Source organism: Caulobacter sp. Root1472, assembly GCF_001426985.1.
Lineage (GTDB): Bacteria > Pseudomonadota > Alphaproteobacteria > Caulobacterales > Caulobacteraceae > Caulobacter > Caulobacter rhizosphaerae.
The window spans coordinates 188825-215735 of the sequence record NZ_LMFX01000001.1 but is presented as its reverse complement, the minus strand read 5'-3'; the positions used below and the strand labels follow the sequence as shown (position 1 = coordinate 215735).

Here is a 26911-nt window from a genome sequence, read left to right as displayed (position 1 = left end):
CTTGGTCACGGCGTCGGCCCCCTCCGGCCGACGCCGTTTTTCCCGTTTTCAGGCTGAGGCGCGGCCGCTCACCGGTCGGGCGAGGTCACGTCCTTCAATTCATAGGCGCGGCAGAACACGTCGACGGCCGCCTCCGCCGACGTGACCAGATCGGCCTCGTCGACAGAAGCCGCCGCTCCTTCCATGAGCCTCTGGACCGGACCGGCCTCACACAGGGCGAAGAAGTGCCCCACCGCCCGCCAGGGATCGGCCTGGCGCATGCGCCCCTCGTCCATGGCGCGGCTGAAATCGGCCGCCATGCGCGTCCAGCCCCGCTTGGGACCGTTCTCGAAGAAGAGTTTGCCGAGGTCGGACTTGGCGCCCTCGGCATAGATGATCCGGCGGAAGGCGACGATCTCCGGATCGTTCATGAAGCGCAGGAACTGGATCGCGAACTCGCTCAGGCCGGTAGGGAGATCCCGATTGTCGTGGAAGCGGTCGAACAGCGGATCGATCATCCTCGCCCCCTTCTCCAGCATGACCGCGACGAGAAGATCTTCTTTGGAGGCGAAGTAGCTGTAGAGCGTCTGCTTGGACCCCCCGACCCGAGCCGCGACCTCCGACATGCTGGCGGCCATATAGCCGCGCTCGAGGAACACGCCCTTGGCGGCCTCCAGGATGGCCAGTCGTTTCTCTTCGGTCTTAACCCGCATGCGGCGCTTCTCGGCCTTTCGATCTTTTCTGGACCAGACCGTACGCTTTTCGCTTGACGGCGTCATGCGAAAATATAAATGGACCATACGGTACGGTTTGAGAAAGCAACCCACATGTCCTTCACCGCTCGCAAGCGCGCCCTGGCGGCGTGTCTCCTGTCGGCCAGCTGCCTCTGCGCGTGCGCGGCCGTTCCGAAACTTCCGCCGGCCCAGGCGATCAAGGCCCCTCAGGCCTACGCCGCCGAGGCCAGCCTGGCCGCCCCGGCCGCCGACTGGCCGTCGGACCGCTGGTGGACGGCCTATGGCGATCCGCAGCTGGACGCCCTGATCGACGAGGCCCTGAGCGGCTCGCCCGACCTGGCTGCAGCCCAGGCCCGCGTCGCCAAGGCCCAGGCGCTGGCCGGCCAGGCCAGGGCCGCCACCCTGCCCAGCGTGACGGCCAACGGCTCCTACGCCTCGGTCAAGCAGAGCTACAACAACGGCGCCCCGCCCGCCTTCGTGCCGCAGGGCTACAACGACAGCGGCCGGGTCAGCCTCGACTTCGCCTACGAGTTCGACTTCTTCGGCAAGAACCGCGCGGCCCTGGCGGCGGCGATCTCGGACGCCCAGGCCTCGCAGGCCGAGGCGGCGCAGGCCCGCCTGACCCTGTCGACCAATGTCGCGACCGCCTATGCGGACTTGGCCCAGCAGTTCGCCGACCGTGACGCCGCCCAGGACGCCGTCCGCACCCGCGAACAGACCGCCCAGTTGACCGCCGACCGGCGCGAGAACGGCCTTGAGAACCAGGGCGCGTCCGAGCAGGCCAAGGCCAATCTGGCTGCGGCCCGCGCCAGCCTGGCGGCCGCCGACGAGGCCCTGGGCCTGACCCGCAACCGTCTGGCGGCGCTGCTCGGCGCGGGGCCCGATCGCGGCCTGGCGATCGGGCGTCCCAAGGTGGGCGTCCTGAAGGCCTTCGGCCTTCCCGCCAATCTCCAGGCCGACCTGATCGGCCGCCGCCCCGACGTCATCGCCGCCCGGCTGCGGGCCGAGGCCGGCGCCCAGCGCATCCGCCAGGCCAAGGCCCAGTTCTATCCGGACATCGACCTGTCGGCCTATTTCGGCCAGCAGGCGCTGGGCCTGGACCTGCTGACCAAGGCCGGCTCGCGCATCGGATCGATCGGCCCCGCGGTCAGCCTGCCGATCTTCCAGGGCGGCGCCCTGCGCGCCAACTATCGCGGCGCGGCGGCCGACTACGACGCCGCCGTGGCCAGCTACAACGGGACCCTGACCCAGGCGCTGCAGGACGTGGCCGACGCCGCCGTCAGCGCGCGCGCCCTGAACGCCCGCCTGTCGGAAAGCCGCAACGCCTTCGAGGCCTCCCGCAACGCCCACGACATCGCCCTGCAGCGCTATCGCGGCGGCCTGTCGACCTATCTCGACGTGCTGACCGCCGAGGACGCGATGATCACCAACCAGCGGACGGTCGCCGACCTCGAAGCCCGCGCCTTCACCCTCGACGTGGCGCTGGTTCGCGCCCTCGGCGGCGGCTTCCACGCCGCCTGACCCTCATTCCTCTCCCCGGAGCTCCTCCCATGTTCGACTCTCAAGACACGCCCGAGACCGACGCCCTGGCCGCGCCTGCGCCCGAGGCCAAGACCAACGGCAATCGCAAGGCCCTGTTCGCCGGCCTCGGCGCCGTCGTCCTGCTCGGCGCGGCTGGCTATGGCGCCTACTACGCCCTGGTCGGCTCGCATCATGTCGAGACCGACAACGCCTATGTCGGCGCCTATGTAGCCCAGGTGACGCCGCTGGTCGGCGGTCCCGTGCGCAGCGTCGCGGTCAACGACACCCAGGCCGTCAAGCAGGGCCAGGTGCTGGTCGTGCTCGACGACACCGACGCCCGCATCGCCCTGGCCTCGGCCCAGGCCGACCTGGCCACCGCCCAGCGCAAGGTCCGCGGCTACCTGGCCACCGACCAGAGCCTGTCGGCCCAGATCGCCGCCCGCGACGCCGACCAGGTCCGCGCCGCCGCGACCCTGGCCTCGGCCCGATCCGACCTGGACCGCACCCGTGTGGACCTGGACCGCCGCAAGGCCCTGGCCGCCACCGGCGCTGTGTCAGGCGACGAACTGACCCGCGCCCAGAACGCCTACGCCAACGCCCAGGCCGCCTACGACTCGGCCAAGGCCGCCCAGGTCCAGGCCGCGGCCAACCGCGCCGCCGCCGTCGGCTCGCTGGCCGCGAACACGGTGCTGACCGACGGGACCAGCGTCGACACCAATCCCGAGGTGGCCGCCGCGCGCGCCAGGGTCGACCAGGCTTCGGTGGACCTGGCCCGAACGGTGATCCGCGCGCCGATCGACGGGGTCGTGACCCGTCGCAACGTCCAGGCTGGCCAGAGGGTCGCCGCCGGCGCGGTCCTGATGCAGGTCGTTCCCGTGCAGCAGGCCTATGTCGACGCCAATTTCAAAGAAGGCCAGCTGCGCAAGGTCAGGATCGGTCAGCCGGTCGAGCTGGAGGCCGACCTCTACGGCGGTTCGGTCAAGTACCACGGCACGGTGACCGGCCTGTCGGGCGGCACCGGCTCGGCCTTCGCCCTGATCCCGGCCCAGAACGCCACTGGCAACTGGATCAAGGTCGTCCAGCGCCTGCCCGTCCGCGTCGCCATCGACCCGGCCGATCTCAAGGCACACCCGCTGCGCGTGGGCCTGTCGATGAAGGCGACCATCGACACCGCCTCCTGATCGCCCTCGTCCAGCCCCTTCATACAGCCAAGGACCGCCGTCATGGCCAAGGCCCCTGCCGCCGCTTCGGCGGCTCCCCCCGCGCCCCTTACCGGAGCGGCGATGATCTTCGCCGGCCTGGTCCTGGCGGCCGCCAACTTCCTGGTGGTGCTCGACACCACCATCGCCAACGTCTCGGTGTCGAACATCTCCGGCGCTCTGGCCGTCTCGCCCAGTCAGGGCACCTGGGTGATCACCTCCTACGCCGTGGCCGAGGCCGTGGTCGTGCCGCTGACCGGCTGGCTGTCGGCGCGGTTCGGGGCCGTGAAGGTCTTCGTGCTCGGCATGATCGGGTTCGGCTTCTTCTCGTTCCTCTGCGGCCTGGCCCCCTCGCTGAGCCTGCTGGTGCTGTTTCGAGTGCTGCAAGGCGCCTGCGGCGGCCCGCTGATGCCCCTGTCCCAGACCCTGCTGCTGCGCGTCTTTCCCAAGAAATACGCCGCGGCCGCCACCGGCCTGTGGGCCATGACCACCCTGATCGCGCCCATACTCGGGCCGATCCTGGGCGGGACCCTTTGCGACAACGTCGGCTGGGCCTTCATCTTCTGGATCAACGTGCCGGTCGCGGCCGTCTGCAGCTGGTTCGCTTGGCGGCTGCTGCGCAGCCACGAGACCCCGCTGGCCAAGGCCCGGGTCGACCTGGTGGGCCTGGGCCTGCTGGTCGTCTGGGTCGGCGCCCTGCAGGTCATGCTGGACTTGGGCAAGGAGCACGACTGGTTCGCCTCGCCGATGATCGCGGGCCTGGCCGTCGTGGCGGCGATCGGCTTCGTGGCGTTCCTGATCTGGGAGCTGACCGACGCCAATCCGATCGTCGACCTGCGCGTCTTCCGTCACCGGGGCTTCACCGCCAGCGTCATCACCCTCAGCGTCGCCTTCGGAGCCTTCTTCGGCATCAATGTCCTGACCCCGCTCTGGCTGCAGCAGAACATGGGCTACACGGCCACCTGGGCCGGTTACGTCTCGGCGCTGCTGGGCGTGACCGCCGTGCTGGTCGCGCCGCTCGCGGCGGGCCTGTCGACCAAGGTCGACCCCCGGCGGCTGGTGTTCCTGGGCGTGATCTGGCTGGGCGCGATCACCGTCATGCGCAGCCAGGCCAATTCGGACATGGGCTATTTCGACATCGCCCACTGGCTGCTGCTGCAGGGCTTCGGCATGCCGTTCTTCTTCGTGCCCGTGACCGCCCTGGCCCTGGCCAGCGTCACCGAGCCGGAGACCGCCAGCGCCGCGGGCCTGATGAACTTCTGCCGCACGCTGGCCGGCGCCTTCGCCACCTCGATGGTCAGCACCGTCTGGGCCGACAGCGGCAGCCGCAACCGCAGCGAACTGTCGGGCCTGCTGAACGGCGCGCAGGACACCATGGACCAGATGACGGCCAGCGGCCTGTCGCCCGACCAGGCGCGCGGTAACCTCGAGCAGATGGTGCAGGGCCAGGGCGTGATGCTGGCCACCAACCAGGTGTTCCTGGCCATGGCGGCGCTGTTCATCGTCGCCGCCTTCATCATCTGGCTGGCGCCGCGTCCCACGCGGGTGGCCGACACCTCGGCGGTCCACTAGGCGTCCTTCGCCCCGCCCTTTCCTCCAAGCGTTTCCACAAGGATCTCCATTGTGAAAGCCAAGCCCCAGACCTCCACCCCGGCCCATCGACCGGCGTCCGACCGCCTGATCGACGCGGCGACAGAGCTCTTCTACCAGCATGGCTTTCGGGCGATCGGCGTCGACGATATCGCCGCCCGAAGCGGCGTCACCAAGACGACCCTGTACCGATACTTCGAGTCCAAGGACGACTTGGCCGCCGCGTGCCTGACCCGGCTGGCGCTCGAGGACCTGGACCAGCTCATGGCCATCGCCAAGCGGCACCCCGACGACCCGGTGGCGCAGATCCGCGCCATCGTGACGGCGGCCGCGACCAAGGTGACCCAGCCCGGCTACCGCGGATGGCTGCTGTCCAATCTCGAGGCCGAGATCAGCGACCAGGACCATCCGATCCGGCGGGTCTCAAAGCTTTACAAGACCCGCCTGCGCGACCACTTGATCGAGACCGCCCGCCACGCCGGTTTTGGCGCGCCCGCCTCCCTGGCCGACGGCCTGTTGCTCCTGATCGAAGGGGTGGGCGCCAGTTGGCACAGCCTGGGCGCGGTTGGGCCGGCGGCCAATCTGACGCTGAACTGCGAGTTGCTGATGCAGGGACACCGCGCCGTGGCGCACGCAGCGTAGGGCGTTCACCCGGTCAGCGGCGCGTCTATCCGGTCTTAAGGTCATCCGGGCGCCCGAACTCTGGGGCGCAGGCTCGTCGAGGCTCATGCGCGCGACAGGCCTGGCGATGGGCAGGAACGCCTCGAGGAAACGCCAGGCGGGCTCGTCATGGTCCAGGTGGTGCGTCAGCAGGCCCAGCGGCTGGCCCCAGGCCCCGCTCGTCCGACGCTCGGCCAGCAGGCGGCGGGCCCGCAGCAGGAAACGGATCGCGCCCCGAAAGCGCGCCGTGGGCTTCCAGCGCATGACGTCCAGGTGGGCGTCCAGCCGATTGGGCTCGGCCGCGCGCCGCATTTCGCCGTAGCAGGACAACTCCAGGCCCTGCTGGTCCAGCGCCTGCTTCAGGGTGCGATGGGCGTTGTTCCAGGGCGGCACGAATAGGCGCGGCGTCACGCCGGCGCGGCGAAACACCTTCGTGGCCGCGCTCAGGTTCGACATCACGTCGGCCAGGCGGTCCTGGTCATTGACCTCGCCGGAGGGCTGTCCCGCCGGCGCGCGGTTCTCGTGGCGGAAGCCGTGGATCGCCAGTTCCGCGCCGGGAACCGCGGCGCAGGCCTTGGCCAAGGCCGCGATATCGCCGTCCGGCACGGCGGCGATGGTGATCGGCGCGTCGAAACGGATGGCGAGGGTCAGCAGGCGATCCAGGGCCAGGGTCGGTCGTCGCGCATCGTCGTCGCGCCACCAGAAGACTGGGGCCCGACCAGCGGCTTTCCAGCGCGCCAGTTCCGGCCCGATCACCCCGGCGATCAGAAGACGAAGCAGCGACATGGCGAGGCCTAGGCCGAATGCCCCAGCCTGGCGTCGTCGAGGTCCAGGCCGATCACCGCGCCCGGGCGCAGGGTCTGCACGCTCTGGCCGCCCAGCATCCGGATCTCGCGCGCCTTGAGGTTGGAAAGCACCGGATAAAGACCGGCCATGAGGGCGATCAGGAAGCCCATGTCGCCCTCCTTGTAGCCCTTGCGCGAGACATAGCACTTGTAGAACCGGCGCATGCCGCGGAACAGGTCGTCCCAGAGGCTCTTGATCTTGCCGCTGTCGGCCAGATCCTGACCGCGCAGAGCGGTGTAACGGTTGAGGCGCTGGACCATGTCGGCGATGTCGTCGTCGACCTTGTGCAGGATGGCGTTGGACAGCCGGCCGCCATAGGCGCCGGCGAAGGTAGTGCCGGGATGGACCCGTTCGTTCTTCCAGTGCTTGACGCCCTTGCGGAACAGCCGGGCCACCGAAGAGGCGCCGAACGAGCCGCCCCAGCCGTGGCGCACCAGTTGCGCGCCCACGAAGTTGTCTACCGGCACCTGGTACCAGTCTCCGGCGTCGGCGCGGGCGATCGTCTCGCGGATCTCCCGGGCCAGGGCCGGGGTCACCGCCTCGTCGGCGTCCAGCTCGACGATCCAATCACCGCGGCAGGCGACGACGCCGGCCTCCTTGCGCAAGCCCTCGACGGGGAAGATTCCGGAGACGACCCGCGCGCCCATCTTGCGGGCGATGGCCTCGCTGCGATCGGTGCAGCGATCGGCGACGACGACGATCTCGTCGCAGAACGCGAGCCGCGCCAGACACTCGGCCAGACGCGCCTCTTCATTGTGGACGCAGACAAGTCCCGACAGGACAGACATGTGATTTCCCCGACCTAGGGCGGCCTTCCAAACACACCCCGTCAGGAAATAAACGTCGCCCCACCCACGGAACCTCAGAGCTTTTTTTGCGTTTGCGGGCGCGAGAAGGCTTCGCGTTCCCTAAAACGTGCGAGAAACCGCGAAACTCCAGGTACGGGGGCGTAGCGGCGTGACCTGGCGCACCTGGCCGAAGCTGAACGGGTTACCGTAGGCGAAGGTGTCGCTCGAGGCGTTGGCGGGATTGGTCACCGCCAGGGTCCAGGTCCAGTCCCGCGTCGCCAACTCGGCCGACAGCCGGCCGGTGACATAGCCGCCCATCGACGGCGAGAGGCGGCGGTCGAAGGTCAGGCGCGAGCGGCCGACATATTCCAGCTCGCTGGTCAGCACCAGGCGTCGCGCGCGGGCCAGGTTCCGCTCGTACCGCGCCATGAGCCCGGCCGAGACGTCCGGCACGCCGGGCAGCCCGCTCTGGGCCGCCGAGGCGAAGTTGGGGTTCACCTTGCTCAGGCGCGGGCGACTGAACAGGGCGTTGGCGTCCAGGGTCAGGCCGGGAGCCGCCAGGACGGTCGCCTCGACCTCCAGGCCGGTGTTGCGGCCATCGCCGACATTGGCGGTGTAGGACAGGCCCGAGCTCAGATACTGGTCGGTCTGGATGTCGGTCCACACGTCGTGGAACAGGGCGGCGCGCAGGATCATGCGGCCGTCGCCGGGCCGGAAGCTGCCGCCGATCTCATAGTTGCGCAGGTGATCGGGCTTGAACGCGCCGCGCAGCGCCGACGGCGCGACCAGCCCGCCCGAATTGAACCCGCCGGAGCGATAGCCTTCCGAGGTCAGCAGATAGACCAGGCCTCCGTTCCAGGTCCTTTGGAGCGAGAGTTTCGGCGAGACGCCGGTGAACCGCGCCTTGCGGTCAAGGGCGCGCGACTGGCCCGGCGCCGGCGCCTCGACCGACGAGGTGGTGTGCACCTCGCTGCTGAAGGCGCGGCCGCCGAGGCTGGCCGTCCAACCGCCGCCCAGGTCGTAGGCGGTCTCGCCATAGAGGGCCAGCTCTCGTCGCCGGTCGCGGCGGGCTTCCAGATAGATCAGGCGCGAAGGATCGAAATAGGTCCGCGCCCGCAGTTCGCCGTCGGAGTCCTCCAGGCTGGCCAGGCCGTAGAGCCCGAACAGCCACCGGAAGCGGTCGGTGTCGGGAGACGACAGCACCACGTCCTCGACCAGCAGTCGCACCTTGCTGGCCTCGTCGAACAGGCCGACGTCGAGGGAGTCTCCTCCCGCGCCGTTCAGCGCCGCGGTGGCGTCGAACCGGCTGGCGAACCGATGGCGGACATAGCCGGTCGACGACACGAACCGGCCCCAGTCGCCCGCCCCCGTGACCGTCACCGCGCCCTGCTCCAGGACGTTGTCATGGGTCTCGCGCACCTGGTTGGCGCGCTTCTGGCCGCCCAGACTGGGGGTCGTATACTGGCTGTCGGTGGCGTGCAGGTCCTGGCGCGCGCCGGACAGCTGGATCGACCATTCCGGATCCAGCGCCACCGCCAGGGCGGCGCGACCGCCGGTCCGCGTGGTGCGGTCGACATTGGAGAGGCGCAGGTTGACGTCGTCGACATAGCCGCCATCCACGTCACTGTAGCCCGCCAGGCGAAGGGCGGCGCGGCCGGCGGCGATCGGCAGGTTGACCACGCCCTCGAAGCGACTGCTGGGCGAGCCGGACTCGGTGACGGCCGCACCGGCCAGCAACGATCCCGACCGTTCGTCCAGCACCGGCTTGGCGGAAACGATGCGGTAGACCCCGCTCAGCGAGCCGCCGCCATAGAGCGCGCCTTGGGGCCCGCGCAAGATCTCCACCCGGTCGACATCGATCAGCCGCAGGTCCGGATCGGGGGCGTTGTAGGTCAGCGGAATGTTGTCGAGGTAGGTGCCGACCGTCTGCTGAGTGCGGCCGGTGAACGTGCCGTCCGACAGGCCGCGCAGCATGATCTTGTTGCGCGCCGCCCCCAGGTTGGTGGTGATGAAGCCGGCGGTCTGCTGGGAGATGCTGGTCGTGTCGATCGCGCCGGCGTCGCGCAGCCGCGTGGCGCTGATCACGCTGAGTCCGCCGGCCGCCGCGCCCAGGCGGGTCGGACGCTTGGTGGCGGTGACGATGACGCTGTCGATGGCCGGGGTCGCGACCACCGGCGACGGGGCGACGGCGTGCGGCCTCTCCGCCGGCTCCGGAGCTCGTGTCGCCCGTGCGGGACGGATGCTGACCGTGGCGTTGTCGAGGATCTCGAACCGGCACGCCGCCCCCGCCGTCACCGCCTGGAGCGCCTGGCGCAGGGTCAGGACTCCGACCACCGCCTCGCTGCGTCCCGGGCAGGACGAGGCGCCGCCCAGGGTCACCCGCGCCCGGACGCCCAGGTCAATCAGGGCTTCCGACCGGGACTTCGCCGGGATGTTGAAATTGAACCGCGCCGAGGTCGCGGCGGCTTCAGTCACCAGGGCCAGGCTGGACGCCAGGGTCAGGACCAGGACGGGACCGGAACGGCGCAGGCGGACGACGGCGATCGCGCCGGGACATCCCGGATCGTCAGGCCGACCGCGAAGCTGGGATTCCGTGTCCGAAATCATCGGGCTCCAGCTCTATCCCCCTAGAGCTCAAGCTTCGCGCTTCGAACGATTCCGGTTCCGTCAGCAAGACCCTAGCGCGCCCGGATCACGATGGCGTCGTCGGTCGTCGTCGTTCGTACCGGAAGCAGGTGCGACAGTCGGTCGACCATCGCATCCTGGTCATCGACGATCAACACGCCGGAAAGTCGCAGGTTGGCGGCCTCGGCGTCGGCCAGCTTCACCGGACGCGGGAACAGCCGGTTCATGTCGCCGGCGATCTGCGAAAGCGGCTGGTCGCGATAGATCAGCCGGCCCTTGCGCCATCCGGCGATCTCCTCGACGGCCACGGCCTGGACCCGGGCGTCCGCCCTCTGGCCCTTGCGGTGCGAAAGTCCTTGCCCCGGTCGCAGCCGGAACGGCGCGGCGTCGCGGGGCAGGTTGGGACGCACCTCGACCAGGCCCCGCTGGACGTTGACCGCCACCTGGCCGTCGCGTTGCCTGACGTCGAACTGGGTGCCGACCACGCGCACTTGGGTGTCGCCCGCCGAAACCAGGAACGGCCGCGAGGCGTCCTCGGCCACGTCGAAGAAGGCCTGGGCGTCGTCCAGGTGAACGCGGCGCGCGCGGCGCTCGAACCGCACGGTCATCCGCGAGGCGGCGTTCATCTCGATCCGGGAACCGTCCTCCAAGGCGACCGTCCGACGCTCGCCGACGCCCGTGACATAGGTCGTCTCGTGGGCGCCCAGCAGGCCGCTGCCCGGCAGCAGGATCGCGCCGGCCACGAAGGCGGCGGCGATCGCCGCGCCGGCCGACCAGATCCAAACCCGCCGCGCCGGCCTCAGCGGGACGACCTTGCCAAGGGAGGCCGTCAGGGGTTCGGCGGCGAGTTCGGCCTGGGCCAGGCGGCTGTCGAGCGTGAGCCGGTCGTCGAAGGTCAGCACGGCGTCATAGGCCTGGGCATGGGCCGGCGAGGCCGTCAGCCAGGCGTCGAAATTCAGCCAGTCGCGCTCGGTGACCGCCTCGCCCTGCAGGCGGACGAGCCAGTCGACAGCTTCGGCCATCTCCGCATCGATGTCCGTTTGGGCGCGCGTCATTTCGCTCCGTCCTGACGCCAAGCCGCGTCCTTGCAAGGATAAGACGTCACCAAGGCGGCGAAACCTCCACAAGCTGTGTCAAAACCAGGAAACACCCTCATGCCAGCTTCGCCATCAGCGCCTTCAGGGCAGCGCTCACATGCTTCTCGACCGAGCTGCGGCTGACGCCCATGGCGACCGCGGTGTCGGCGTGGCTCAGGCCTTCCAGCTTATGAAGCTTGAACGCACGCGCGACCTGGGGCGGCAAGGCGTCGACCGCCGTCATCATCGCGCTCAGCCGCTGCCGGCCGGCCACGACCTCCTCGGCCGACGGGACATCGGCCACCTGTTGGTCGCCCAGCACAGTGCCCTGCAGGCTGCGCCATCCCTCGTCGCGCGCCCCAGCCCGCGATTGGCTTCGCAAGCGGTCGAGCATCAGGTTGTTGGCCATGCGGAACAGCAGGGCCGAGCCGTCGCCCTCGACCTCCACGTCGCCCAGGGCCTGGACCTTCAGGTACAGGTCCTGGATCAGGTCCTCGGCCTCGCTGGCCGAGCGAAGCTTGGCGGCGAAGACGCGCACCAGATTGGCCCGCTTCTCGCCGTACAGCCGGATCATCGGCGTGATCGATCGAGGGTTTGCGGACAGCGCGGGCTCCAGAGACTCAAGGCGGACGGACGGGTTGCGGCCAAACCTCAACCTAGGCTGCTGGCGCGCACCGGTCCAGCGCGCTGGAGGCGGGAAGTTGCGATTGACTCGCAATTAGGTGGGGCGCTAAATGCGAACCAGTCGCAACAATGAAGGCGACGCTCGTCCGAGAGGCTGCGATGACACCCGATCCCATGGCGCCGCGTTGGACCGCCGGGCCGACCGTCGGTGAAAGGCTGCTCCTCAGCGCCATGCGCCAGTGGGCGGCGCTGAGGTCGGCGGGCGAGCACCCCACGCGCCTGGTCGCCCAGGCCCTGGCCTTTCGGGCGTCCAACCGGACTGGCGGCCTGTTCGTCGCCTGGATGCAGTCGGTGGAGGCCAGCCTGCGGCGGCCGATCCAGGTGGAATGCCCGGCCTGTGGCGGCATCTCCACCGACGAGCAACGGCTGATGGTCTCCTGCGGACTGGCGGGAACGGCGACGGCGGCGGGCGAGGCCCTGCTCGAGCCGTTGCTGGTCGACGCCCAGCCGACCATGGTGCTGGCGCGCGCTCTGAACGCCGCCCTGCGGGTCGACGGCTATCCCCTGCCCGCCCGCCTGCGCCAGGAGCCGGACGACGCCCCGGCGCCCGAGCGGGCCACGGTTCACTGACGACCGCCTATTCAACGGCGAGGATGACGTTGGACGGCGCGATCGTGGCCGTGGCGCGGGCGCCGACAACCAGCGTCGCCTCGGACGCCGCCACGGTCGCGACCAGGGTCTTGCCGGCCGAGAGGGCGAGCGTGACCTCGCTGACCTCGCCTCCATCCTCGCGGTCGACCACCGTCCCGGCCAGGCGGTTGGTCTCGCCTTCGGACGGATCATCGTCGCCCAGGACGACGAAGCTGGACTTGATCAGGGCGACGGCGGGCTTGCCGACCGCCAGTCCCAGTTCCTCGCGGCTGCGACGGGTGATGATCGAGGCGATCGCCAAGCCCTCGCCCAGGTCGATCGAGACCCGGGCGGTGACCTCGCCATCCGCGATCGCCGCCACCGTTCCGCGCAAGGCGTTGCGCGCGCTGGTGCGCAGGCCCAGACTCCAGAACAGGTCGCCCAGGCCCTGGCCGATGTCCGGCTCCGGCGCCGCCAGGCCCGCCTCCAGCCGCGACAGGGCCGCGCCGATCTCGCGCTCGACCTCGCGAAAGGCCCGGATGACCGCCAGGCCGCGCGGTGTGACGATCGCCGCCCCACCCGCCTTGCCGCCGGCGTTGGCGACCACCAGCGGCGCGTCGAACAGGTTGTTCAGCGCCTGGACCCCGTCCCAGGCGCCCTTGTAGCTGAGGCCCAGCTGCTTGGCCGCCGCGCTGATCGAGCCCAGGCCGCCGATCGCCTCGATCAGGGCGATGCGCTCCAGGCCCACCCGCGCCAGGCCGCCGCGACGCAGGACCAGGGACGCGCTCAGATCACCGTCGATGGACATCGAAAACCTCGTGGCGAAGGTGACCTGGATCGGAAAGCTCGTTATGTAATCTGGCTACATAACCGAGCGCCCTCGCGGACTGAAGGGCTGGAACCAAAGCCATGCCCAACCGCCCGCCGCCGATCAAGCTCAAGGCCCGGTGACCGTGCTGGAGGTCGCATGGCTTACGGCTCGGTTGGCGAGCGTCACCACCCTCCTGCTGCTGGTGTTGTCCACGCCCCTGGCCTGGTGGCTGGCGCGGGGACGGTCGCGCTGGAAGGCCCCGGTCGGGGCGCTGGTCGCCCTGCCAATCGTGCTGCCCCCGACCGCCCTGGGCTTCTACCTGTTGATCGCCCTGGGCCCGCAGAGCCCGCTGATCGCCCTGCTGCATCCGTTCGGGGTGAGGACCCTGGCCTTCACCTTCCAGGGCCTGGTGATCGGGTCTCTGGTCTATTCGCTGCCGTTCGCCGTCCAGCCGCTGCGCAACGCCTTCATCGCCGTGGGCGACGAGCCGCTGGAGGCCGCCGCCACCCTGGGCGCCTCGCCCTGGGCCGCGTTCATCAGGGTGGCCCTGCCGCTGGCCCTGCCCGGCTACGCCGTCGCCGCCCTGTTGGTCTTCGCCCATACGGTCGGTGAGTTCGGGGTGGTGATGATGCTGGGCGGCGGCGTTCCGGGCCAGACCGAGGTGCTGTCGATCGAGATCTACCGGCTGGTCGAGGCCCTGGAGTGGGACAAGGCCCACAAGCTGGCCGGCGCCCTGCTGGTGTTCGCCTTCCTGGTCATGCTCAGCCTGCTGCTGATGGAGCGCCGGGTCGACACGCGCGCCTCGCGCCCCTGAGAGCCTATCAGGTTTCCTCGATAAGTCCTTGATTTGGATGGCGACACCAAATCCAAGCTGTGGTCGTTTCAGAAGGGAACGTCCCCCTGGATCGTCACCCGCTCGACGACGCGCTCCTGCGGCCAGTAGTCGAGGATGGCGTAGTGCTGGGTGGCGCGATTGTCCCAGAAGACGACGGCGTTGGGCGTCCAACGGAAGCGGACCTGGTATTCGGGGGTCTTCACGCGGTCCAGCAGCTCGGCCAGCAGCCTGGCGGCCTCGTCCTCGGGCAGGCCCAGGATCCGTGTCGTGAAGACCTTGTTGACGAACAGGTGCTTCTCGCCGGTCTCGGGGTGGGTGCGGACCACCGGATGGACCTGGACCGGATGGGCCGCGCGCAGTTCCTGGCGCCTGGCCTCGTCGACGCGGTAGCCGTAGCTTTGCAGGATATCGTGCTCGGCCTTCAGAGTCGCCAGTTGGTCCTTCAGCTGGTCGGGAAGGTCGCGATAGATCGCGGCGGTGTCGGCGAACAGGGTGTCGCCGCCCTGGGCCGGCATCTGGCGCATGCGCAGCACCCCGCCCATCGACGGCGCGGGGCGGAAGGTGACGTCGGTGTGCCACTTGTTGGCGGCGCGGACGATCGGCACGATCTCCTCGCGCAGCTTCATGCCGTCGGCGGCCTCGATGTGCAGGATTTCGGGAAAGCCGGGCACGTGAGCGGTGACAGGATGACCTTCCAAGTCCCCGAAATACCGGCCGAAACGGACATGGTCCTGATGGCTGATGTCCTGGTCGCGGAAGAACACCACCTTGTGGCGCAGCAGCGCCGTCCGGATCGCGGCGACGATCTCCGGCGCCAGGGGGTGGCGCAGATCGACGCCCGAGATCTCGGCCCCAAGCACGGGCCCCTCGGGCGTGACGGTCAGGCCGGCATAGTCGAGCGTCTCGGAAGCGGCGATGGGGGCAAAGGCGTTCATGGCGTCCTCCCGGCGCGCCGCCCGTCCGTGCGAACGGCGTCTGTTTCGTGCAGACTTTAGTACCCGCCATAACAGCGGTCTTTTGGTTTCAACTTCAAGCGCTTCCGTCCCTCCCCCTGTGTGGGAGGCGATCGCGCAGCGATCGGTGGGGGGAGTCGTAGGATGCTCGATCTGGGTCGCGGCCATAACCCCATCACTCCCCCCACCGTCGGCTTCGCCGACACCTCCCCACAGGGGGAGGATCTAGGACGCACGGCTTCGTCGCCTTTCGGGATCTCCCGAAAGGAGGGGTGGGGAGGCGCGAGTGTGCGTTTCGGCTAGACCTGACCGCTCCGCGAAACCGTTTGTCTCAAGGGACGGCGATTGAGGGCTTGTTTCATCCCGATCGACGTTTCCCCTCAGGCGGGCAGGATCAAAGTCGCCCGGAAGGGGCCGTCGGCGACTCCGACTGATCCTGGAACAGGCCGGTTTGAACTCCCAGCCCCGTCAACCCGCCTGTCCCGCCATCGCCCCCCGACAAGCCTTGGAGCCTTCTGAGCCCCGCCGCCCGCCGCGGTCCGATCGCCAGGCCCAGGCGGCCCCGCTCGGTTCCATCCCCATCGCCTGCTTGAGCCGGTACCAAGAGCCCTCCCCCGCGATGGAGACGAGATCAGTATGAGACGGGTTTGAGCTCCGAGGACTTGTGACGCTGATTATTTTTCAGGGCGTTGAGATCGTTGATGTTCTTTGCGTCCGCGACGGGGATGGAGCGCCGTCTATCCCCGTCTCAACACCTATTTCAGGCGCAGAGTCAGCCCGGCGACGACCAGGGTCACCGCGTCGGCGGCCTGGGCCAGGGCCTGGTGCAGGCGGCCCGCCTCGTCGCGAAATCGCCGAGCCAGGGTGTTGTCCGGCACGATGCCGAACCCGACCTCGTTGGAGACCAACCACAGCGTTCCCGGAAACCGTCCGGCCGCCTCGACCAGCCCGGCGGCCGCCGTCGCCACGTCGCGTTCGGCCAGCATCAGGTTCGACAGCCACAGCGTCAGGCAGTCGACCACGACGATGTCCTTCGCGCCCAGCGGCGCCAACGCACCTGCGATATCGAGCGACGCCTCCAACGTCGTCCAGGCCGGACCCCGGTCCTTCCGGTGGCGCGCGATGCGCTCGGCCATCTCCGAATCGAAGGCCTGGGCCGTGGCGATCATGACCAGCCGGCCTTCGGTTTCAGAGGCTAGAGCCTCCGCCGCCGCCTGGGCGAAGGCGCTCTTGCCGGATCGGGCTCCGCCCAAGACGAGGGTAAACGGCAAGATGTGCTCCAGATCTCCAGCCAGATTGACCGTGTGCGACGCAACATATAGTGCAGCTCTCGCGACAGGTTCCTCGAAAGAGGATGAAAAGGGAACTCGGGTGCGAAACCCGGGCTGCCCCCGCAACTGTAAGCGGCGAGCCCGCGCGTCACTACGCCACTGACCGTCCTCTTCAAGAGAACGATTGGGAAGGCGACGCGCACCGGCCTTGACCCGCGAGCCAGGAGACCTGCCCGTCGCGGTCGTCCTTCGTCCGGCCGGGGTGCGCCGTACGATGGGGTTCTTTCCCCCGAGGCGACATCGTCAGGCCGGTCCGGATCCCCGGGCCTGCCTTCGTTGCCGCGCACGGAGGACTTGAACATGCGCCCGATTTCCATCCTGGCCCTGGTGGCCGCCCTGCCTGCCTTGGTCCTGCCCAGCCAGGTCCTGGCCGCCGAGCCCCTCGACGAAACCAACGCTGTCGACCAGGTGGTCGTCACCGCCGGCCGCGCCGCCGACAAGCTGTCGGAGGTCCCGGTCAGCATGACCGTGATCACCGCGCAGACCCTGCGCCAGCGCCAGGCGGTGGTGGTCTCCGACCTGCTGTCGCGCACCCCCGGCGTCAGCGTCACCCGCAACGGCGGCGTCGGCGGTTCGACCCAGGTGCGCATCCGCGGCGCCGAGAGCGACCAGACCGCCGTGCTGATCGACGGCGTCAAGCTCAACGATCCGTCGGCGACCGGCGGCGGCTACAACTTCGCCACCCTGCTGGCCGGCGACGTCGACCGCATCGAGGTGCTGCGGGGCCCGCAATCGACCCTGTGGGGCAGCCAGGCCATCGGCGGCGTGGTCAGCATGATCACCAAGACCCCCGACGGGCCGCTGTCGGGTGACGCCACGGTCGAGGGCGGGTCGCGCGCCACGGCCTACGCCCGGGTCGGGGTCGGGGCCGGCGGCGCCTGGGGCGGGTGGCGTCTGGCGGCCGGGTCCTACACCACCGCCGGCGTCTCCAACTTCGACAAGGCCATGGGCGGCCAGGAGAAGGACGGCTACCGCAACGCCGCCGTCAGCGGCCGCCTGGACCTGAACGTCACCGACTGGGCCGCTCTCGACGCCCGCCTGTCCTATGCCCGGGGCCGCAACGAATACGACAGCTCGCTCCCGGCCCCGCCCTATGCGCTGGGCGACACCGCCGACTATGGCAAGACCAGGGAGCTGGTCGGCTATGTCGGGACGCGCCTGTCCAACTTCGATGGCGCCCTCAGCAGCCGCATCGGCTACGCCTACACCCAGACCGACCGCGACAACTACGACCCCACCCTGAGCGCGCCCAAGACCTTCGACTCGCGCGGCACGGACAACAGCCTAGAATACCAGGGCACCTGGACGATCAATCCCGTCTGGCGCGCGGTGTTTGGCGCCGAGACCGAGCGCACCTGGTTCCGCACCGCCTCGCCGTCGTTCAGCCCAGACGTCGATCGCCACGCCACCGGCATGGACAGCGTCTATGGCCAACTGCAGGCCAAGCCGGTCGAGGGCCTGACCCTGACCGGCGGCGTTCGCCACGACGACCACGACACCTTCGGCGGGGCCACCACCTACCAGGCCGGCGCGACCTGGAGCCCGAACGGCGGAACCACCGTCTTCCGCGCCAACTATGGCGAGGGCTTCAAGGCCCCGTCGCTGTACCAGCTGTACAGCGACTACGGGAACATCGACCTGAAGCCGGAGGCCGCCAAGAGCTGGGACCTCAGCGTCGAGCACAGCCTGCTGGACGGCCGCCTGCGCGGCGCGATCACCTATTTCAACCGCGACACCAAGAACCAGATCGACTTCCTGTCCAATAACACCCCGCCCAACTACGGCGGTTACGCCAACACGGCCAAGACCCAGGCCGACGGCGTCGAGGTGGAAGGCAGCTTCGAGGTTAATACCCGGCTGACCCTGTCGGCCAACTACACCAACATGGACGCGGTCAATAGGTCGGCCGGCCCGAACTACGGCAAGGACCTGGCGCGCCGGGCCGGCGAGACCGCCTCGGCGGACGCCGAACTCAGCTTCGCCAACGGCCTGACCGGCGGGGTGACGATGCAGTATGTTGGCCACAGCTTCGACAACCCGTCCAACACCCGGCGGCTGAAGAGCTATGTCCTGACCGACGTACGGATCGCCTATCCGATCAACGAGACGTTCGAGCTGTACGGCCGGGTCGAGAACCTGTTCGACCAGCACTACGAGACCCTCTACGGCTACGGGACCCTGGGCCGCGGCGCCTTCGCTGGCGTTCGGGCGCGGTTCTAGCCGTGACCACGCCGGCGGCCTTCCTCGGCCACGGCGGACGCCTTGGGGCGGCGTGTGCGGCCTGGCCGAATGCGCCGACGCCATGGCTGGACCTGTCGACGGGGATCAATCCGCGCCCCTACCCGATCCCGGCCCTTGACCCCGAAACCTGGTCGCGCCTTCCTGATCCGGAGTCCTTGCGGAGACTGGAGCGGATCGCGGCCGCGGCGTTCGGCGTCGAGGATCCGGCCCGGGTCGTCGCGGCGGCGGGCAGCGAGGCGTTGATCCGCCTTCTGCCCCGCCTGCTGACCGCGCGGTGCGTGGCGATCCCGGCCCGGACCTATGGCGGCCACGCCGACGCCTGGCGGGCGGCGGGCGCCCGGATCGTCGACCTGGACGAGACGGCGGCCGACCTGCGGGTGCTGGTCAATCCGGACAACCCCACCGGCCGCGTCCTGTCGGCCGACCAGGTCCTCAACCTGGCCGACGGACCGTTGCTGGTGGACGAGGCGTTCGCCGACCTCGATCCGCCGCGCTCGGTCGCCGTCCTGGCCGGCGCGACCGGCCACGAAGGGCTGATGGTCCTGCGCTCGTTCGGCAAGTTCTACGGCCTGGCGGGCGCGCGGCTGGGCTTCCTGGTCGCCGAGCCGGCCCTGGCGACCCGCGTCCGCCGGGCGCTGGGCGACTGGCCCGTCTCGGGTCCGGCGATCGCCGCCGGCCTGACGGCCTATGCCGACACCGCCTGGGCGGTCCAGACCCGCCTGCGCCTGATCGAGGACGCCGCGCGGCTGGACAGCCTGCTGGACGGCGCCGGCTTCACGATCGTCGGCGGTACGCCGCTGTTTCGCCTGGCCCAGGCCGCCGACGCGTCCCGCCGTTTCGAGATGCTGGCCCGCGCCGGGATCCTCACCCGCCCCTTTCTCTGGGACGAGACCCTGATCCGCTTCGGCCTGCCTGGCCCGCAGGCGGACTGGCTCCGCCTCGCCGACGCCCTGGAGAACCTCCGATGAGCGACGACCTCAACATCCAAGACCTGAACACCAAGCACGCCCAAGCCATGAAGGCCCTCAAGGCCGAGCGCGACGCGATGATGCAGACCAAGACCCTCGAGAAGGGCCTGCTGCTGGTCCACACCGGCGACGGCAAGGGCAAGTCCTCCGCCGGCTTCGGCATGGTGGCCAGGAACCTGGGCTGGGGCCTGAAGGTCGGGGTCGTCCAATACATCAAGGGCAAGTGGAAGACCGGCGAACGCCTGTTCTTCAGCAAGTTCCCCGACCAGGTGCGCTACGAAGTCATGGGCGAGGGCTTCACCTGGGACACCCAGGACCGGGCGCGCGACATCACCGCGGCCCGCGCCGCATGGCTGGTCTCCCAGGAGATGATCGCCGACCCCAAGCTTGACTTCGTGCTGCTGGACGAGATCAACATCGCCCTGCGCTACGACTATCTCGACATCGACGAGGTGGTGGCGGTGCTGAAGGCTCGCCCCGGCGACAAGCATGTCTGCCTGACCGGCCGCAACGCCAAGCCGCAGCTGCTGGAGATCGCCGACCTGGTCACCGAGATGACCCTGGTCAAGCATCCGTTCGAGCAGGGCTTCAAGGCCCAGCGCGGGGTCGAGTTTTGACCGGCTTCACCCGCCGCGCGGCGGTCGGCGCGGGGCTGGCGACAGGCTTCCTGGGCGGCGTCGCCAGCGCCGGCGCCCTGCCCCGCGTGGTCTCGCTGAACCCCTGCCTGGACGCCGTGCTGGTCAACGTCGCCGACCGCGGCCAGGTCGCGGCGCTCAGCCACTATGCCCGCGACCCGCAGCAGTCGAGCATCGCCAGGATCGCCCTGGGCTATCCGATCACCTACGAAAGCGCCGAGGAAGTGATCGCCCTGCGCCCCGACTTGGTGCTGACCGCCGCCCACTCCTCGCCCGCCACCCGCGCGGCGCTGACGCGGCTGGGCATCCGCACAGAGCTGTTCAAGGTGCCCAACAGCTGGGTCGAGAACCAGGTCCAGATCCGACGGATCGCGGCGGCCGTCGGCCATCCCGACCGCGGCGAGGCGCTGATCGCCCGGGTGGAGGCGGCGATGGCCAGGAGCGCGCCGCGTCCCGGCGCCCGCCCGGTCACCGCCCTGGTCTTCCAGCCCAACGGCTTCGCCGCCGGCCACGGCACCCTGGTCGACGAGATGATGCGCCGCGCCGGTTTCGTGAACGTCGCCCAGCGCTACGGCCTGAGGAAGTGGGGCAATGTCTCGCTGGAGCGTCTGCTGGACGATCCGCCGGAAGTGCTGCTGGCCGGCCAGGCCGCGCCCAACGCCCCGACCTTCGCCGAGAAGATCCTCAACCACCCGGCCCTGGCCAGTATCTCGTCGCGCATGACCCGGGCGGTGTTCCCCGAACGCCTGCTCTATTGCGGCGGTCCCGGCCTGGCGGACACCGCCGCCGCCCTGGCCACCGCCCGCCGGCAAGTGCTGGGCGCCGCCGCATGACCCGGCGCCTCCTGCTGCTGGGCGGCCTCTGTCTGCTGGTGCTGCTCCTGAGCGGCCTGTCCTTGATGGCCGGCCGGGTCTGGGTGCCTTGGAGCGCCTGGACCCTGGCCGCCGACCCGCGCTGGGCGATCATCTTCGAGCTGCGGCTGCCGCGGACGATCCTGGCCATGGCGGTGGGCGCCGCCCTGGGCCTGTCGGGGGCGGTCATGCAGGGCTACACCCGCAACCCCTTGGCCGATCCTGGCGTGCTGGGCGTGTCGTCCATGGCCGCCTTGGGTGCCGTGATGACCATGTATCTGAGCCTGAGCCTCACCACGCCCTGGCTGCTGTTCGCGGCGGCGATGGTCGGGGCCAGCCTCGGCGTGGCCGTCATGCTGATCCTGGCCGGCGGGACCGGCGGGACCATCACCTTCATCCTGGCCGGGGTGATCCTCAACACCGTGGCCAGCGCCGGCGTCGCCCTGGCCCTGAGCCTGGCCCCCAGCCCCTGGGCCGCGCAGGAGATCATCAACTGGCTGCTGGGCTCGCTGGCCGACCGCAGCGCCGACGACGTCTGGCGAGCCCTGCCCTTCATCGCCGTCGGCTCGGGCCTGATGCTGATGCTGGGCCGGGCGCTGGACGCCCTGACCCTGGGCGAAACAGGGGCCAAGGCTCTGGGGATCGACCTGAACCTGACCCGGACGCTGCTGGCCCTCGGCGTCGGTCTGGCCTCGGGCGCCAGCGTGGCGGTGACCGGCATGATCGGCTTCGTCGGCCTGATCACCCCGCACCTGATGCGGCCTCTGGTCGGCCACCGGCCGGGCGCCCTGCTGGCCCCCAGCGCCGTGGCCGGCGCGGCCCTGGTGCTGGCCGCCGACATCCTTGTGCGGCTGACGCCCTCGGCCGCCGAGGTCCGGCTGGGCGTGGCCATGGCCGCGATCGGCGGACCGTTCTTCCTGGCCCTGCTGATCTCGATGCGCCGGAGGCTCGCATGAAGGACGCCCGCATGAACGACCTGGTCGCCGAGGACCTGACCGTCGCCCTGGGCGGCCGCGCGGTGCTGGCCAGGGTCGGGGCGCGGTTCCGCGCCGGCCAGGTCACCGCCATCGTCGGCCCCAACGGCGCGGGCAAGTCGACCCTGCTGGCCTGCCTGGCCGGGCTGCGCCGCCCCGACGCCGGCCAGGTCCGCCTGGACGACGGCCCGATCCTGGCCCTGCCCCATCGCCAGCGCGCCCGCCGCATCGGCTTCCTGCCCCAAACGCCGGAGGTGGCTTGGGCCGTGGACGTCGAGACCCTGGTCGGCCTGGGCCGCACCCCGCACAGCGGGGCCCGCGGCCTCAGCGACGCCGATCACGCCGCCGTCCAGGCCGCCCTGGTCCGCACCCGCATGACCGGCCTAGCGCGGCGCGCCGTCACCACCCTGTCCGGCGGCGAGCGCGCCCGCGCCTTGCTGGCCCGGGTGCTGGCGGGCGAGCCGTCCTGGCTGCTGGCCGACGAACCGCTGGCGGGGCTGGACCCCGGCCACCAGTTGGACGCCGTCGACCTGATGCGCGCCTTCGCGGCCGAGCCCGGCCAGGGGGTGGTGATGACCCTGCACGACCTGGGCGTGGCCCTGCGCCTGGCCGATCGGGTGCTGGTGCTGCGCGACGGCGCCCTGATCGCCGACGGCCCGCCGCTGGAGGCCCTGACGCCGGCCGTGCTGGAGCGGGCCTACGGCGTGCGGACCGCCATCGTCTCCGGGGCCTGGGGACCGCTGATCGAGCTGATCGGGCGCGTCGATGGCTGAGACGGCGCCCTGGCCCTGGGTCGTCGCCCTGGCGCTGGGCCTGGAGGCGCTGCTGGGCTATCCGGCCGCGCTGAACCGGCTGGCGGGACATCCGGTGGCCTGGCCGGCGGCGCTGATCGAGGGGCTGGAGCGACGCTGGAACCGGCCGACGACCTCCGACCGACGGCGCCGGCTGCTGGGCGTCGTCCTGGTCGTGCTGCTGGTCGCCGCCTCCGTCCTGCTGGGCGCCGCGGTGCAGAGCCTGCTGGGCGCCAGCCTGCCGGGATTGGCCTTGGTCGCCCTGATCGCGACGGTCGGCCTAGCCCAACGCAGCCTGCACGACCATGTCGCGGCCGTCCTGGCGCCGCTGCGGGCCGACGACCTGCCGGCCGCCCGCGCGGCCGTGGCGATGATCGTCGGCCGCGACACCGGCGGGCTCGACGCCGAGGGCGTGGCCGCCGCCGCCCTGGAGAGCCTGGCCGAAAGCTTCAACGACGGCGTCGTCGCCCCGACCTTCTGGCTGCTGGTCGGCGGCCTGCCCAGCCTCTTCGCCTACAAGAGCGTCAACACCGCCGACAGCCTGATCGGCCACAGGGAAGAGCGCTGGCGGCTGTTCGGCTGGGCGGCGGCGCGGACCGACGACCTGATGAACCTGGTCCCGGCGCGGCTGGCCGGAGGGTTGATCGCCCTGGCCGGTGGCGGCGGATGGTGGACGATGGCGCGCGACGCCCGCCGCCACGCCTCGCCCAACGCCGGCTGGCCCGAGGCCGCCATGGCCGGGGCGCTGGGCGTCCAGTTGGGCGGGGACGCGGTCTACGACGGCGTCAGGACCGCCCGGCCGACCTTCGGCGACGGAGCGCGTCCGACCGCCGCCGACCTTGAACGTGGCCTGCGCCTCTATCGCCGGGCCTGCCTGCTGCTCTGGCTGATCCCGCTGACGATTCCCTTGGCGATCGGCCTGATCGCTGTGCTCGCCCGATGACCCCGCCTCGTCTATCCAGGACCTCGCCATGATGACCCTGCCCGCCCTCGCCGCCGCCATCACGCCCGTCGACGCCGCCCTCGAGCCGGTCCTGCGGGCCCTGCTGGACGGCAAGGCCAAGCCGCCGGGGTCGCTGGGTCGGATCGAGGACCTGGCGGTGCGGATCGGCCTGATCCAGAACCGGCCGGATCCGCGCATCGCCCGCACCGACCTCTATGTGTTCGCCGGCGACCACGGCCTGACCGACGAGGGGGTCTCGGCCTACCCGTCCAGCGTCACCGCCGCCATGGTCGGGCTGTTCCTGTCGGGCCGCTCCAGCGTCAGCGCCTTCGCCAGGGCCTCGGGCGTCCAGGTCCGCGTGGTCGACGCCGGGGTCGACGCCGACCTGCCCGACCATCCCGACCTGATCGCCGCCAAGATCCGGCGCGGAACCCGCAACGCCGCCCGCGAGCCGGCCCTGACCCCGGACGAGGTGCTGGCGGCGATCGCCCGGGGCGCCGACATCGCCCGCGCGGCGGCGGCCGACGGGGCCGACGTCATCGCCCTGGGCGAGATGGGCATCGGCAACAGCTCGTCCGCCGCCCTGGTCATGCACCGCCTGGCCCCCGCCCCGCTAGAGGCCTGCGTCGGCCTAGGCACGGGCCATGACGCCGAGGGCCTGGCCCGCAAGCAGGCCGGCGTGGCCCGCGCCGCCCAGCGCTCGGACGCCGCCGCGCCGCTCGACGTGCTGGCCCAGTTCGGCGGCTGCGAGATCGCCATGATGGCCGGCGCGGTGCTGGGCGCGGCCTCGGTGCGGCGGGTGGTGTTGGTCGACGGTTTCATCAGCACGGCCGCGGCCCTGGCCGCCGTCCGCCTGGTCCCCGCCGCCCTCGACTATTGCGTCTTCGCCCACGGTTCGGCCGAGCGCGGCCATCCGGCCATGCTGCAGGCCCTGGGCGTGCGGCCGCTGCTGGACCTGGACCTGCGGCTGGGCGAAGGCACGGGCGCGGCCCTGGCCGCCCCGCTGCTGGTCGCCGCCGCCCACCTGCTGACCGATGTCGCCGCGCTCGCCGACGTCCTGGCGGGCGTCCAGGCGAGTCCCGATTGATGCCGCGCCAGCTGAAGCTGTTCTTCTGCGCACTGCAGTTCCTGACCCGCCTGCCGGCCCCCTCATTCGCCGACTTCCAGCCGGACTGGATCACCCGCGCCGCGCGCTATTTCCCGCTGGTCGGGATCCTGGTGGGCGCGATCGGGGCCGGCGTGCTGCTGGCGGCCGGACAGCTGTGGAGCGGGCCGCTGCCGGCCCTGCTGGCCGTGGCGGCGGGGGTGCTGGTCACCGGCGGCTTCCACGAGGACGGCCTGGCCGACACCGCCGACGGCCTGGGCGGCGGCCAGACCCCGGCCCGGCGGCTGGAGATCATGAAGGACAGCCGGATCGGGACCTATGGCGTCCTGGCGCTGGGGTTGGTCCTGGCGCTCAAGGTCGCCGCCCTGGCGACCCTGCCCCTGGCGACCGCCGGCCTGGCCCTGGTCGCCGCCCATGGCGCCGGCCGCGTCGCCGCCGTCGCGGTCATGGTGTTGGGCCGCCATGTCAGCGACCGCAACGACGCCAAGTACAAGCCCACGCCAGACGGGGTGCGGCCGTTCGAACTGCTGGTCGCGGCCGCGCTGGGCCTATGGCCGCTGGCGCTGCTGGGCTGGGCCGGCCTGGCGGGCGCGACGGTGGGCGCGGTGCTGGCGGCAGTCCTGGCCCTGACGGCCCGGCGGCTGATCGGCGGCCACACCGGCGACGTGCTGGGCGGGGTCGAGCAGGCCTGCGAGTTGGGCATAGTGCTGGGGGTCTCGGCCCTGCTGGCGGCGCGATGACCCTGCTCGTCTGTCCGCTCAGCCAGGTCGAGACGGCGCGCGCCCTGCACCGGCCCTCGCACCTGGTCAGCCTGCTGTCGCCGGTCTCGGCCGCCGAGGCCTGGCCGGTCGCCGACGGGGCCGGCCTGCGCCTGGCCTTCCACGACATCGCCCAACCCCGCGACGGCTTCACCCCGCCCGACGCGGCCCCGGTCGCCCGACTGCTGGACTTCGCGGCCGGCTGGGATGCGGCCCGGCCGATGCTGGTCCATTGCTGGGCCGGGGTCAGCCGTTCCACGGCGGCGGCCTTCGTCGTCGCCTGCCAGCGCGCGCCGCAGCGGTCCGAGCGTGAGATCGCCCAGGCCCTGCGCGCCGCCGCGCCCTACGCCACGCCGAACCCGCTGCTGGTCAGCCTGGCCGACGCGGCGCTGGGCCGGGGCGGCCGGATGTCGGCGGCGATCGCCGAGATCGGCCGCGGCGCCGACACCTTCGAGGGCGCCTTGTTCGAGCTGCCCCTGGCTAGCGTCTAGGACGCCGGCCTTTCGAGCCGCACGCGATAGGTGATGGCGTCGGTCGAGACCGCTTCGACCTGGATGGCCAGGTCGCGGATCTGGATCGCCTTGAGGTCGGCGGGGAAGCGTTCCCGCTGTCCCATGGCGGGATGGATCAGGTCGTCCACGCCATAGCCCCGCACCTCGAACGTCATCTCCCCTGCGTCCAGGCCCTCGAAGGTGACGTCATAGGCGTCGCCGGCGCTGGCCGCGGGATAGTCCGCCGCCTTCGGAACCTCGATCCCCTTGGCATAGTCGCGCGGCGGAACCAGAGGCTGGCCAACCTTGGCCGTCTGGCGGCGGCCGAAGGTTTCGGTCCCGGGCGCGGTGGAGCGGACGATCGGCGTGGCCGGGTCGGCGGCCAGGCGGTCGTATACGGCGCGGGGCGCCTCGTCGGCGGCGGCGATCAGGGCGTCGGCGAAGGTCCGGACATCGAACGCGACCGCGAAGGCGCCCTCCGCTTCCCGACCGGCGGCGTCGGCGCAGACGAAGTTCAGCTCGGCCTCGCCCAGGGTGCTGGGCTCCACCGCCGCCAGGACGGGCTTGGCGAGGCTGTCGACATCGATCTGGCGGTCGTCGCGATCATAGCGGACGCTCATCGCCCACCCGCCACGGGCCTTGGCGCAGTCGGCCGCCATGTAGCTCTTGGTCATGCGCACGCCGTCCTCGGCGCCGTCGGCGATGACCTGGGTGTTCCAGTAGGACAGCAGGCCGCGTTCGCGCGCAATCGACGCCACGTCGACCAGCATCACCCGGTCCTGGCCCTGGGCGACGTACCACCATTCCGTCGCGCCGGCGGTTTCCACACCGAGCGTCGCGGCGGCGGCCAGCGCGAAGGCCGCCAGCGCCGACGCCCGGTTCCAGAAGGTAGGGGCGTCGGCCATGGCGGTCTCCAAGGTCTGGCTGCGCGGGAAAGCGCCTGGATATCGGG

The 26911-nt window shown here is 70.8% G+C and carries 25 protein-coding genes, 1 pseudogene and 1 riboswitch; of the genes and pseudogenes, 16 read left to right on the top strand and 10 right to left on the bottom strand.

Features of this window, described 5'->3' with window-relative positions:
- Nucleotides 1–68: 68 nt before the first annotated feature.
- Nucleotides 69–692 carry a TetR/AcrR family transcriptional regulator gene (locus ASD47_RS01000; RefSeq protein ID WP_056750308.1) on the bottom strand — a complete coding sequence of 208 codons (624 nt, stop codon included), beginning with the start codon at nucleotides 690–692 and terminating at the stop codon, nucleotides 69–71.
- A gap of 114 nt (nucleotides 693–806) precedes the next feature.
- On the opposite strand from ASD47_RS01000, the gene ASD47_RS00995 reads away from it, so the two are divergent.
- The 4 genes from ASD47_RS00995 to ASD47_RS00980 are packed head-to-tail and all read left to right on the top strand — an operon-like array spanning nucleotide 807 to nucleotide 5665.
- Complete coding sequence (locus ASD47_RS00995; RefSeq protein WP_056750305.1) at nucleotides 807–2234, top strand: efflux transporter outer membrane subunit; 1428 nt, start codon at nucleotides 807–809, stop codon at nucleotides 2232–2234.
- Nucleotides 2235–2263: 29 nt separating this feature from the next.
- Nucleotides 2264–3415: an HlyD family efflux transporter periplasmic adaptor subunit gene (locus ASD47_RS00990; RefSeq protein ID WP_188916165.1), complete on the top strand. Its 1152-nt coding sequence runs from the start codon at nucleotides 2264–2266 to the stop codon at nucleotides 3413–3415.
- Nucleotides 3416–3457: 42 nt separating this feature from the next.
- Nucleotides 3458–5005: a DHA2 family efflux MFS transporter permease subunit gene (locus ASD47_RS00985; RefSeq protein ID WP_056750302.1), complete on the top strand. Its 1548-nt coding sequence runs from the start codon at nucleotides 3458–3460 to the stop codon at nucleotides 5003–5005.
- A 51-nt stretch (nucleotides 5006–5056) separates the two neighbouring features.
- Nucleotides 5057–5665 carry a TetR/AcrR family transcriptional regulator gene (locus tag ASD47_RS00980; RefSeq protein ID WP_056750299.1) on the top strand — a complete coding sequence of 203 codons (609 nt, stop codon included), beginning with the start codon at nucleotides 5057–5059 and terminating at the stop codon, nucleotides 5663–5665.
- Nucleotides 5666–6028: 363 nt separating this feature from the next.
- Here ASD47_RS00980 and ASD47_RS27335 read toward each other — a convergent pair.
- The 5 genes and pseudogenes from ASD47_RS27335 to ASD47_RS00960 form a co-directional block, all read right to left on the bottom strand.
- Nucleotides 6029–6469: pseudogene (locus tag ASD47_RS27335) on the bottom strand (DUF2334 domain-containing protein); the annotation flags it as partial.
- Nucleotides 6470–6477: 8 nt separating this feature from the next.
- A complete protein-coding gene (locus ASD47_RS00975; RefSeq protein ID WP_056750296.1) occupies nucleotides 6478–7317 on the bottom strand; it encodes a glycosyltransferase family 2 protein in 840 nt (279 codons plus the stop codon).
- Nucleotides 7318–7437: 120 nt separating this feature from the next.
- Nucleotides 7438–9924, bottom strand: coding sequence for a TonB-dependent receptor (locus ASD47_RS00970; protein WP_056750293.1), 2487 nt, complete (start codon nucleotides 9922–9924; stop codon nucleotides 7438–7440).
- A 71-nt stretch (nucleotides 9925–9995) separates the two neighbouring features.
- A complete protein-coding gene (locus ASD47_RS00965; RefSeq protein ID WP_056750290.1) occupies nucleotides 9996–10997 on the bottom strand; it encodes a FecR domain-containing protein in 1002 nt (333 codons plus the stop codon).
- Between the two features lie 97 nt (nucleotides 10998–11094).
- Nucleotides 11095–11592, bottom strand: coding sequence for an RNA polymerase sigma factor (locus tag ASD47_RS00960; RefSeq protein WP_056750288.1), 498 nt, complete (start codon nucleotides 11590–11592; stop codon nucleotides 11095–11097).
- Between the two features lie 209 nt (nucleotides 11593–11801).
- Here ASD47_RS00960 and ASD47_RS00955 point away from each other — a divergent pair, with 209 nt between their 5' ends.
- On the top strand, nucleotides 11802–12272 hold the full coding sequence (locus ASD47_RS00955; protein WP_056750285.1) for a hypothetical protein: 471 nt from the start codon (nucleotides 11802–11804) through the stop codon (nucleotides 12270–12272).
- A 7-nt stretch (nucleotides 12273–12279) separates the two neighbouring features.
- Here ASD47_RS00955 and ASD47_RS00950 read toward each other — a convergent pair whose 3' ends face one another.
- Nucleotides 12280–13080 carry a TOBE domain-containing protein gene (locus tag ASD47_RS00950; protein ID WP_056750282.1) on the bottom strand — a complete coding sequence of 267 codons (801 nt, stop codon included), beginning with the start codon at nucleotides 13078–13080 and terminating at the stop codon, nucleotides 12280–12282.
- A 145-nt stretch (nucleotides 13081–13225) separates the two neighbouring features.
- Here ASD47_RS00950 and modB point away from each other — a divergent pair, with 145 nt between their 5' ends.
- Nucleotides 13226–13897 carry a molybdate ABC transporter permease subunit gene (gene modB / locus ASD47_RS00945; RefSeq protein WP_056751498.1) on the top strand — a complete coding sequence of 224 codons (672 nt, stop codon included), beginning with the start codon at nucleotides 13226–13228 and terminating at the stop codon, nucleotides 13895–13897.
- Nucleotides 13898–13965: 68 nt separating this feature from the next.
- Here modB and ASD47_RS00940 read toward each other — a convergent pair whose 3' ends face one another.
- Both ASD47_RS00940 and cobU read right to left on the bottom strand, forming a co-directional pair.
- The gene (locus ASD47_RS00940; RefSeq protein WP_056750279.1) at nucleotides 13966–14853 is read right to left on the bottom strand and encodes a TauD/TfdA family dioxygenase; all 888 of its coding nucleotides are present in this window, start codon (nucleotides 14851–14853) and stop codon (nucleotides 13966–13968) included.
- 773 nt (nucleotides 14854–15626) lie between these two features.
- Nucleotides 15627–16142 (bottom strand): bifunctional adenosylcobinamide kinase/adenosylcobinamide-phosphate guanylyltransferase, encoded by a 516-nt coding sequence (cobU, locus tag ASD47_RS00935; protein WP_056750276.1) that lies wholly within the window; start codon nucleotides 16140–16142, stop codon nucleotides 15627–15629.
- Between the two features lie 49 nt (nucleotides 16143–16191).
- Nucleotides 16192–16394, top strand: a riboswitch (cobalamin riboswitch).
- Between the two features lie 108 nt (nucleotides 16395–16502).
- Between cobU and ASD47_RS00930 the strand changes: the two genes are divergently transcribed.
- The 10 genes from ASD47_RS00930 to ASD47_RS00885 are packed head-to-tail and all read left to right on the top strand — an operon-like array spanning nucleotide 16503 to nucleotide 25959.
- The gene (locus ASD47_RS00930; RefSeq protein ID WP_056750274.1) at nucleotides 16503–18422 is read left to right on the top strand and encodes a TonB-dependent siderophore receptor; all 1920 of its coding nucleotides are present in this window, start codon (nucleotides 16503–16505) and stop codon (nucleotides 18420–18422) included.
- 2 nt (nucleotides 18423–18424) lie between these two features.
- Nucleotides 18425–19411 carry a threonine-phosphate decarboxylase CobD gene (gene cobD, locus ASD47_RS00925; RefSeq protein WP_056750273.1) on the top strand — a complete coding sequence of 329 codons (987 nt, stop codon included), beginning with the start codon at nucleotides 18425–18427 and terminating at the stop codon, nucleotides 19409–19411.
- Complete coding sequence (gene cobO / locus ASD47_RS00920) at nucleotides 19408–20028, top strand: cob(I)yrinic acid a,c-diamide adenosyltransferase (RefSeq protein WP_056750271.1); 621 nt, start codon at nucleotides 19408–19410, stop codon at nucleotides 20026–20028. Before cobD ends, cobO begins: the two co-directional genes overlap by 4 nt.
- On the top strand, nucleotides 20025–20879 hold the full coding sequence (locus tag ASD47_RS00915; protein WP_235525704.1) for an ABC transporter substrate-binding protein: 855 nt from the start codon (nucleotides 20025–20027) through the stop codon (nucleotides 20877–20879). Before cobO ends, ASD47_RS00915 begins: the two co-directional genes overlap by 4 nt.
- Complete coding sequence (locus tag ASD47_RS00910) at nucleotides 20876–21853, top strand: iron ABC transporter permease (protein WP_056750269.1); 978 nt, start codon at nucleotides 20876–20878, stop codon at nucleotides 21851–21853. The genes ASD47_RS00915 and ASD47_RS00910 overlap by 4 nt, the downstream gene beginning before the upstream one ends.
- Nucleotides 21850–22644 (top strand): ABC transporter ATP-binding protein, encoded by a 795-nt coding sequence (locus ASD47_RS00905; protein ID WP_200945213.1) that lies wholly within the window; start codon nucleotides 21850–21852, stop codon nucleotides 22642–22644. Before ASD47_RS00910 ends, ASD47_RS00905 begins: the two co-directional genes overlap by 4 nt.
- A complete protein-coding gene (gene cbiB / locus ASD47_RS00900; RefSeq protein WP_056750266.1) occupies nucleotides 22637–23605 on the top strand; it encodes an adenosylcobinamide-phosphate synthase CbiB in 969 nt (322 codons plus the stop codon). The genes ASD47_RS00905 and cbiB overlap by 8 nt, the downstream gene beginning before the upstream one ends.
- A gap of 28 nt (nucleotides 23606–23633) precedes the next feature.
- Nucleotides 23634–24692 carry a nicotinate-nucleotide--dimethylbenzimidazole phosphoribosyltransferase gene (gene cobT / locus ASD47_RS00895; RefSeq protein WP_056750264.1) on the top strand — a complete coding sequence of 353 codons (1059 nt, stop codon included), beginning with the start codon at nucleotides 23634–23636 and terminating at the stop codon, nucleotides 24690–24692.
- Nucleotides 24692–25450, top strand: coding sequence for an adenosylcobinamide-GDP ribazoletransferase (gene cobS, locus ASD47_RS00890; RefSeq protein WP_056750261.1), 759 nt, complete (start codon nucleotides 24692–24694; stop codon nucleotides 25448–25450). Before cobT ends, cobS begins: the two co-directional genes overlap by 1 nt.
- Nucleotides 25447–25959 carry a tyrosine phosphatase family protein gene (locus ASD47_RS00885; protein ID WP_056750258.1) on the top strand — a complete coding sequence of 171 codons (513 nt, stop codon included), beginning with the start codon at nucleotides 25447–25449 and terminating at the stop codon, nucleotides 25957–25959. Before cobS ends, ASD47_RS00885 begins: the two co-directional genes overlap by 4 nt.
- On the opposite strand, the gene ASD47_RS00880 is transcribed toward ASD47_RS00885, so the two are convergent.
- The gene (locus tag ASD47_RS00880) at nucleotides 25956–26864 is read right to left on the bottom strand and encodes a hypothetical protein (RefSeq protein WP_056750256.1); all 909 of its coding nucleotides are present in this window, start codon (nucleotides 26862–26864) and stop codon (nucleotides 25956–25958) included. The two genes, ASD47_RS00885 and ASD47_RS00880, sit on opposite strands and share 4 nt — an antisense overlap.
- Nucleotides 26865–26911 lie beyond the last annotated feature (47 nt).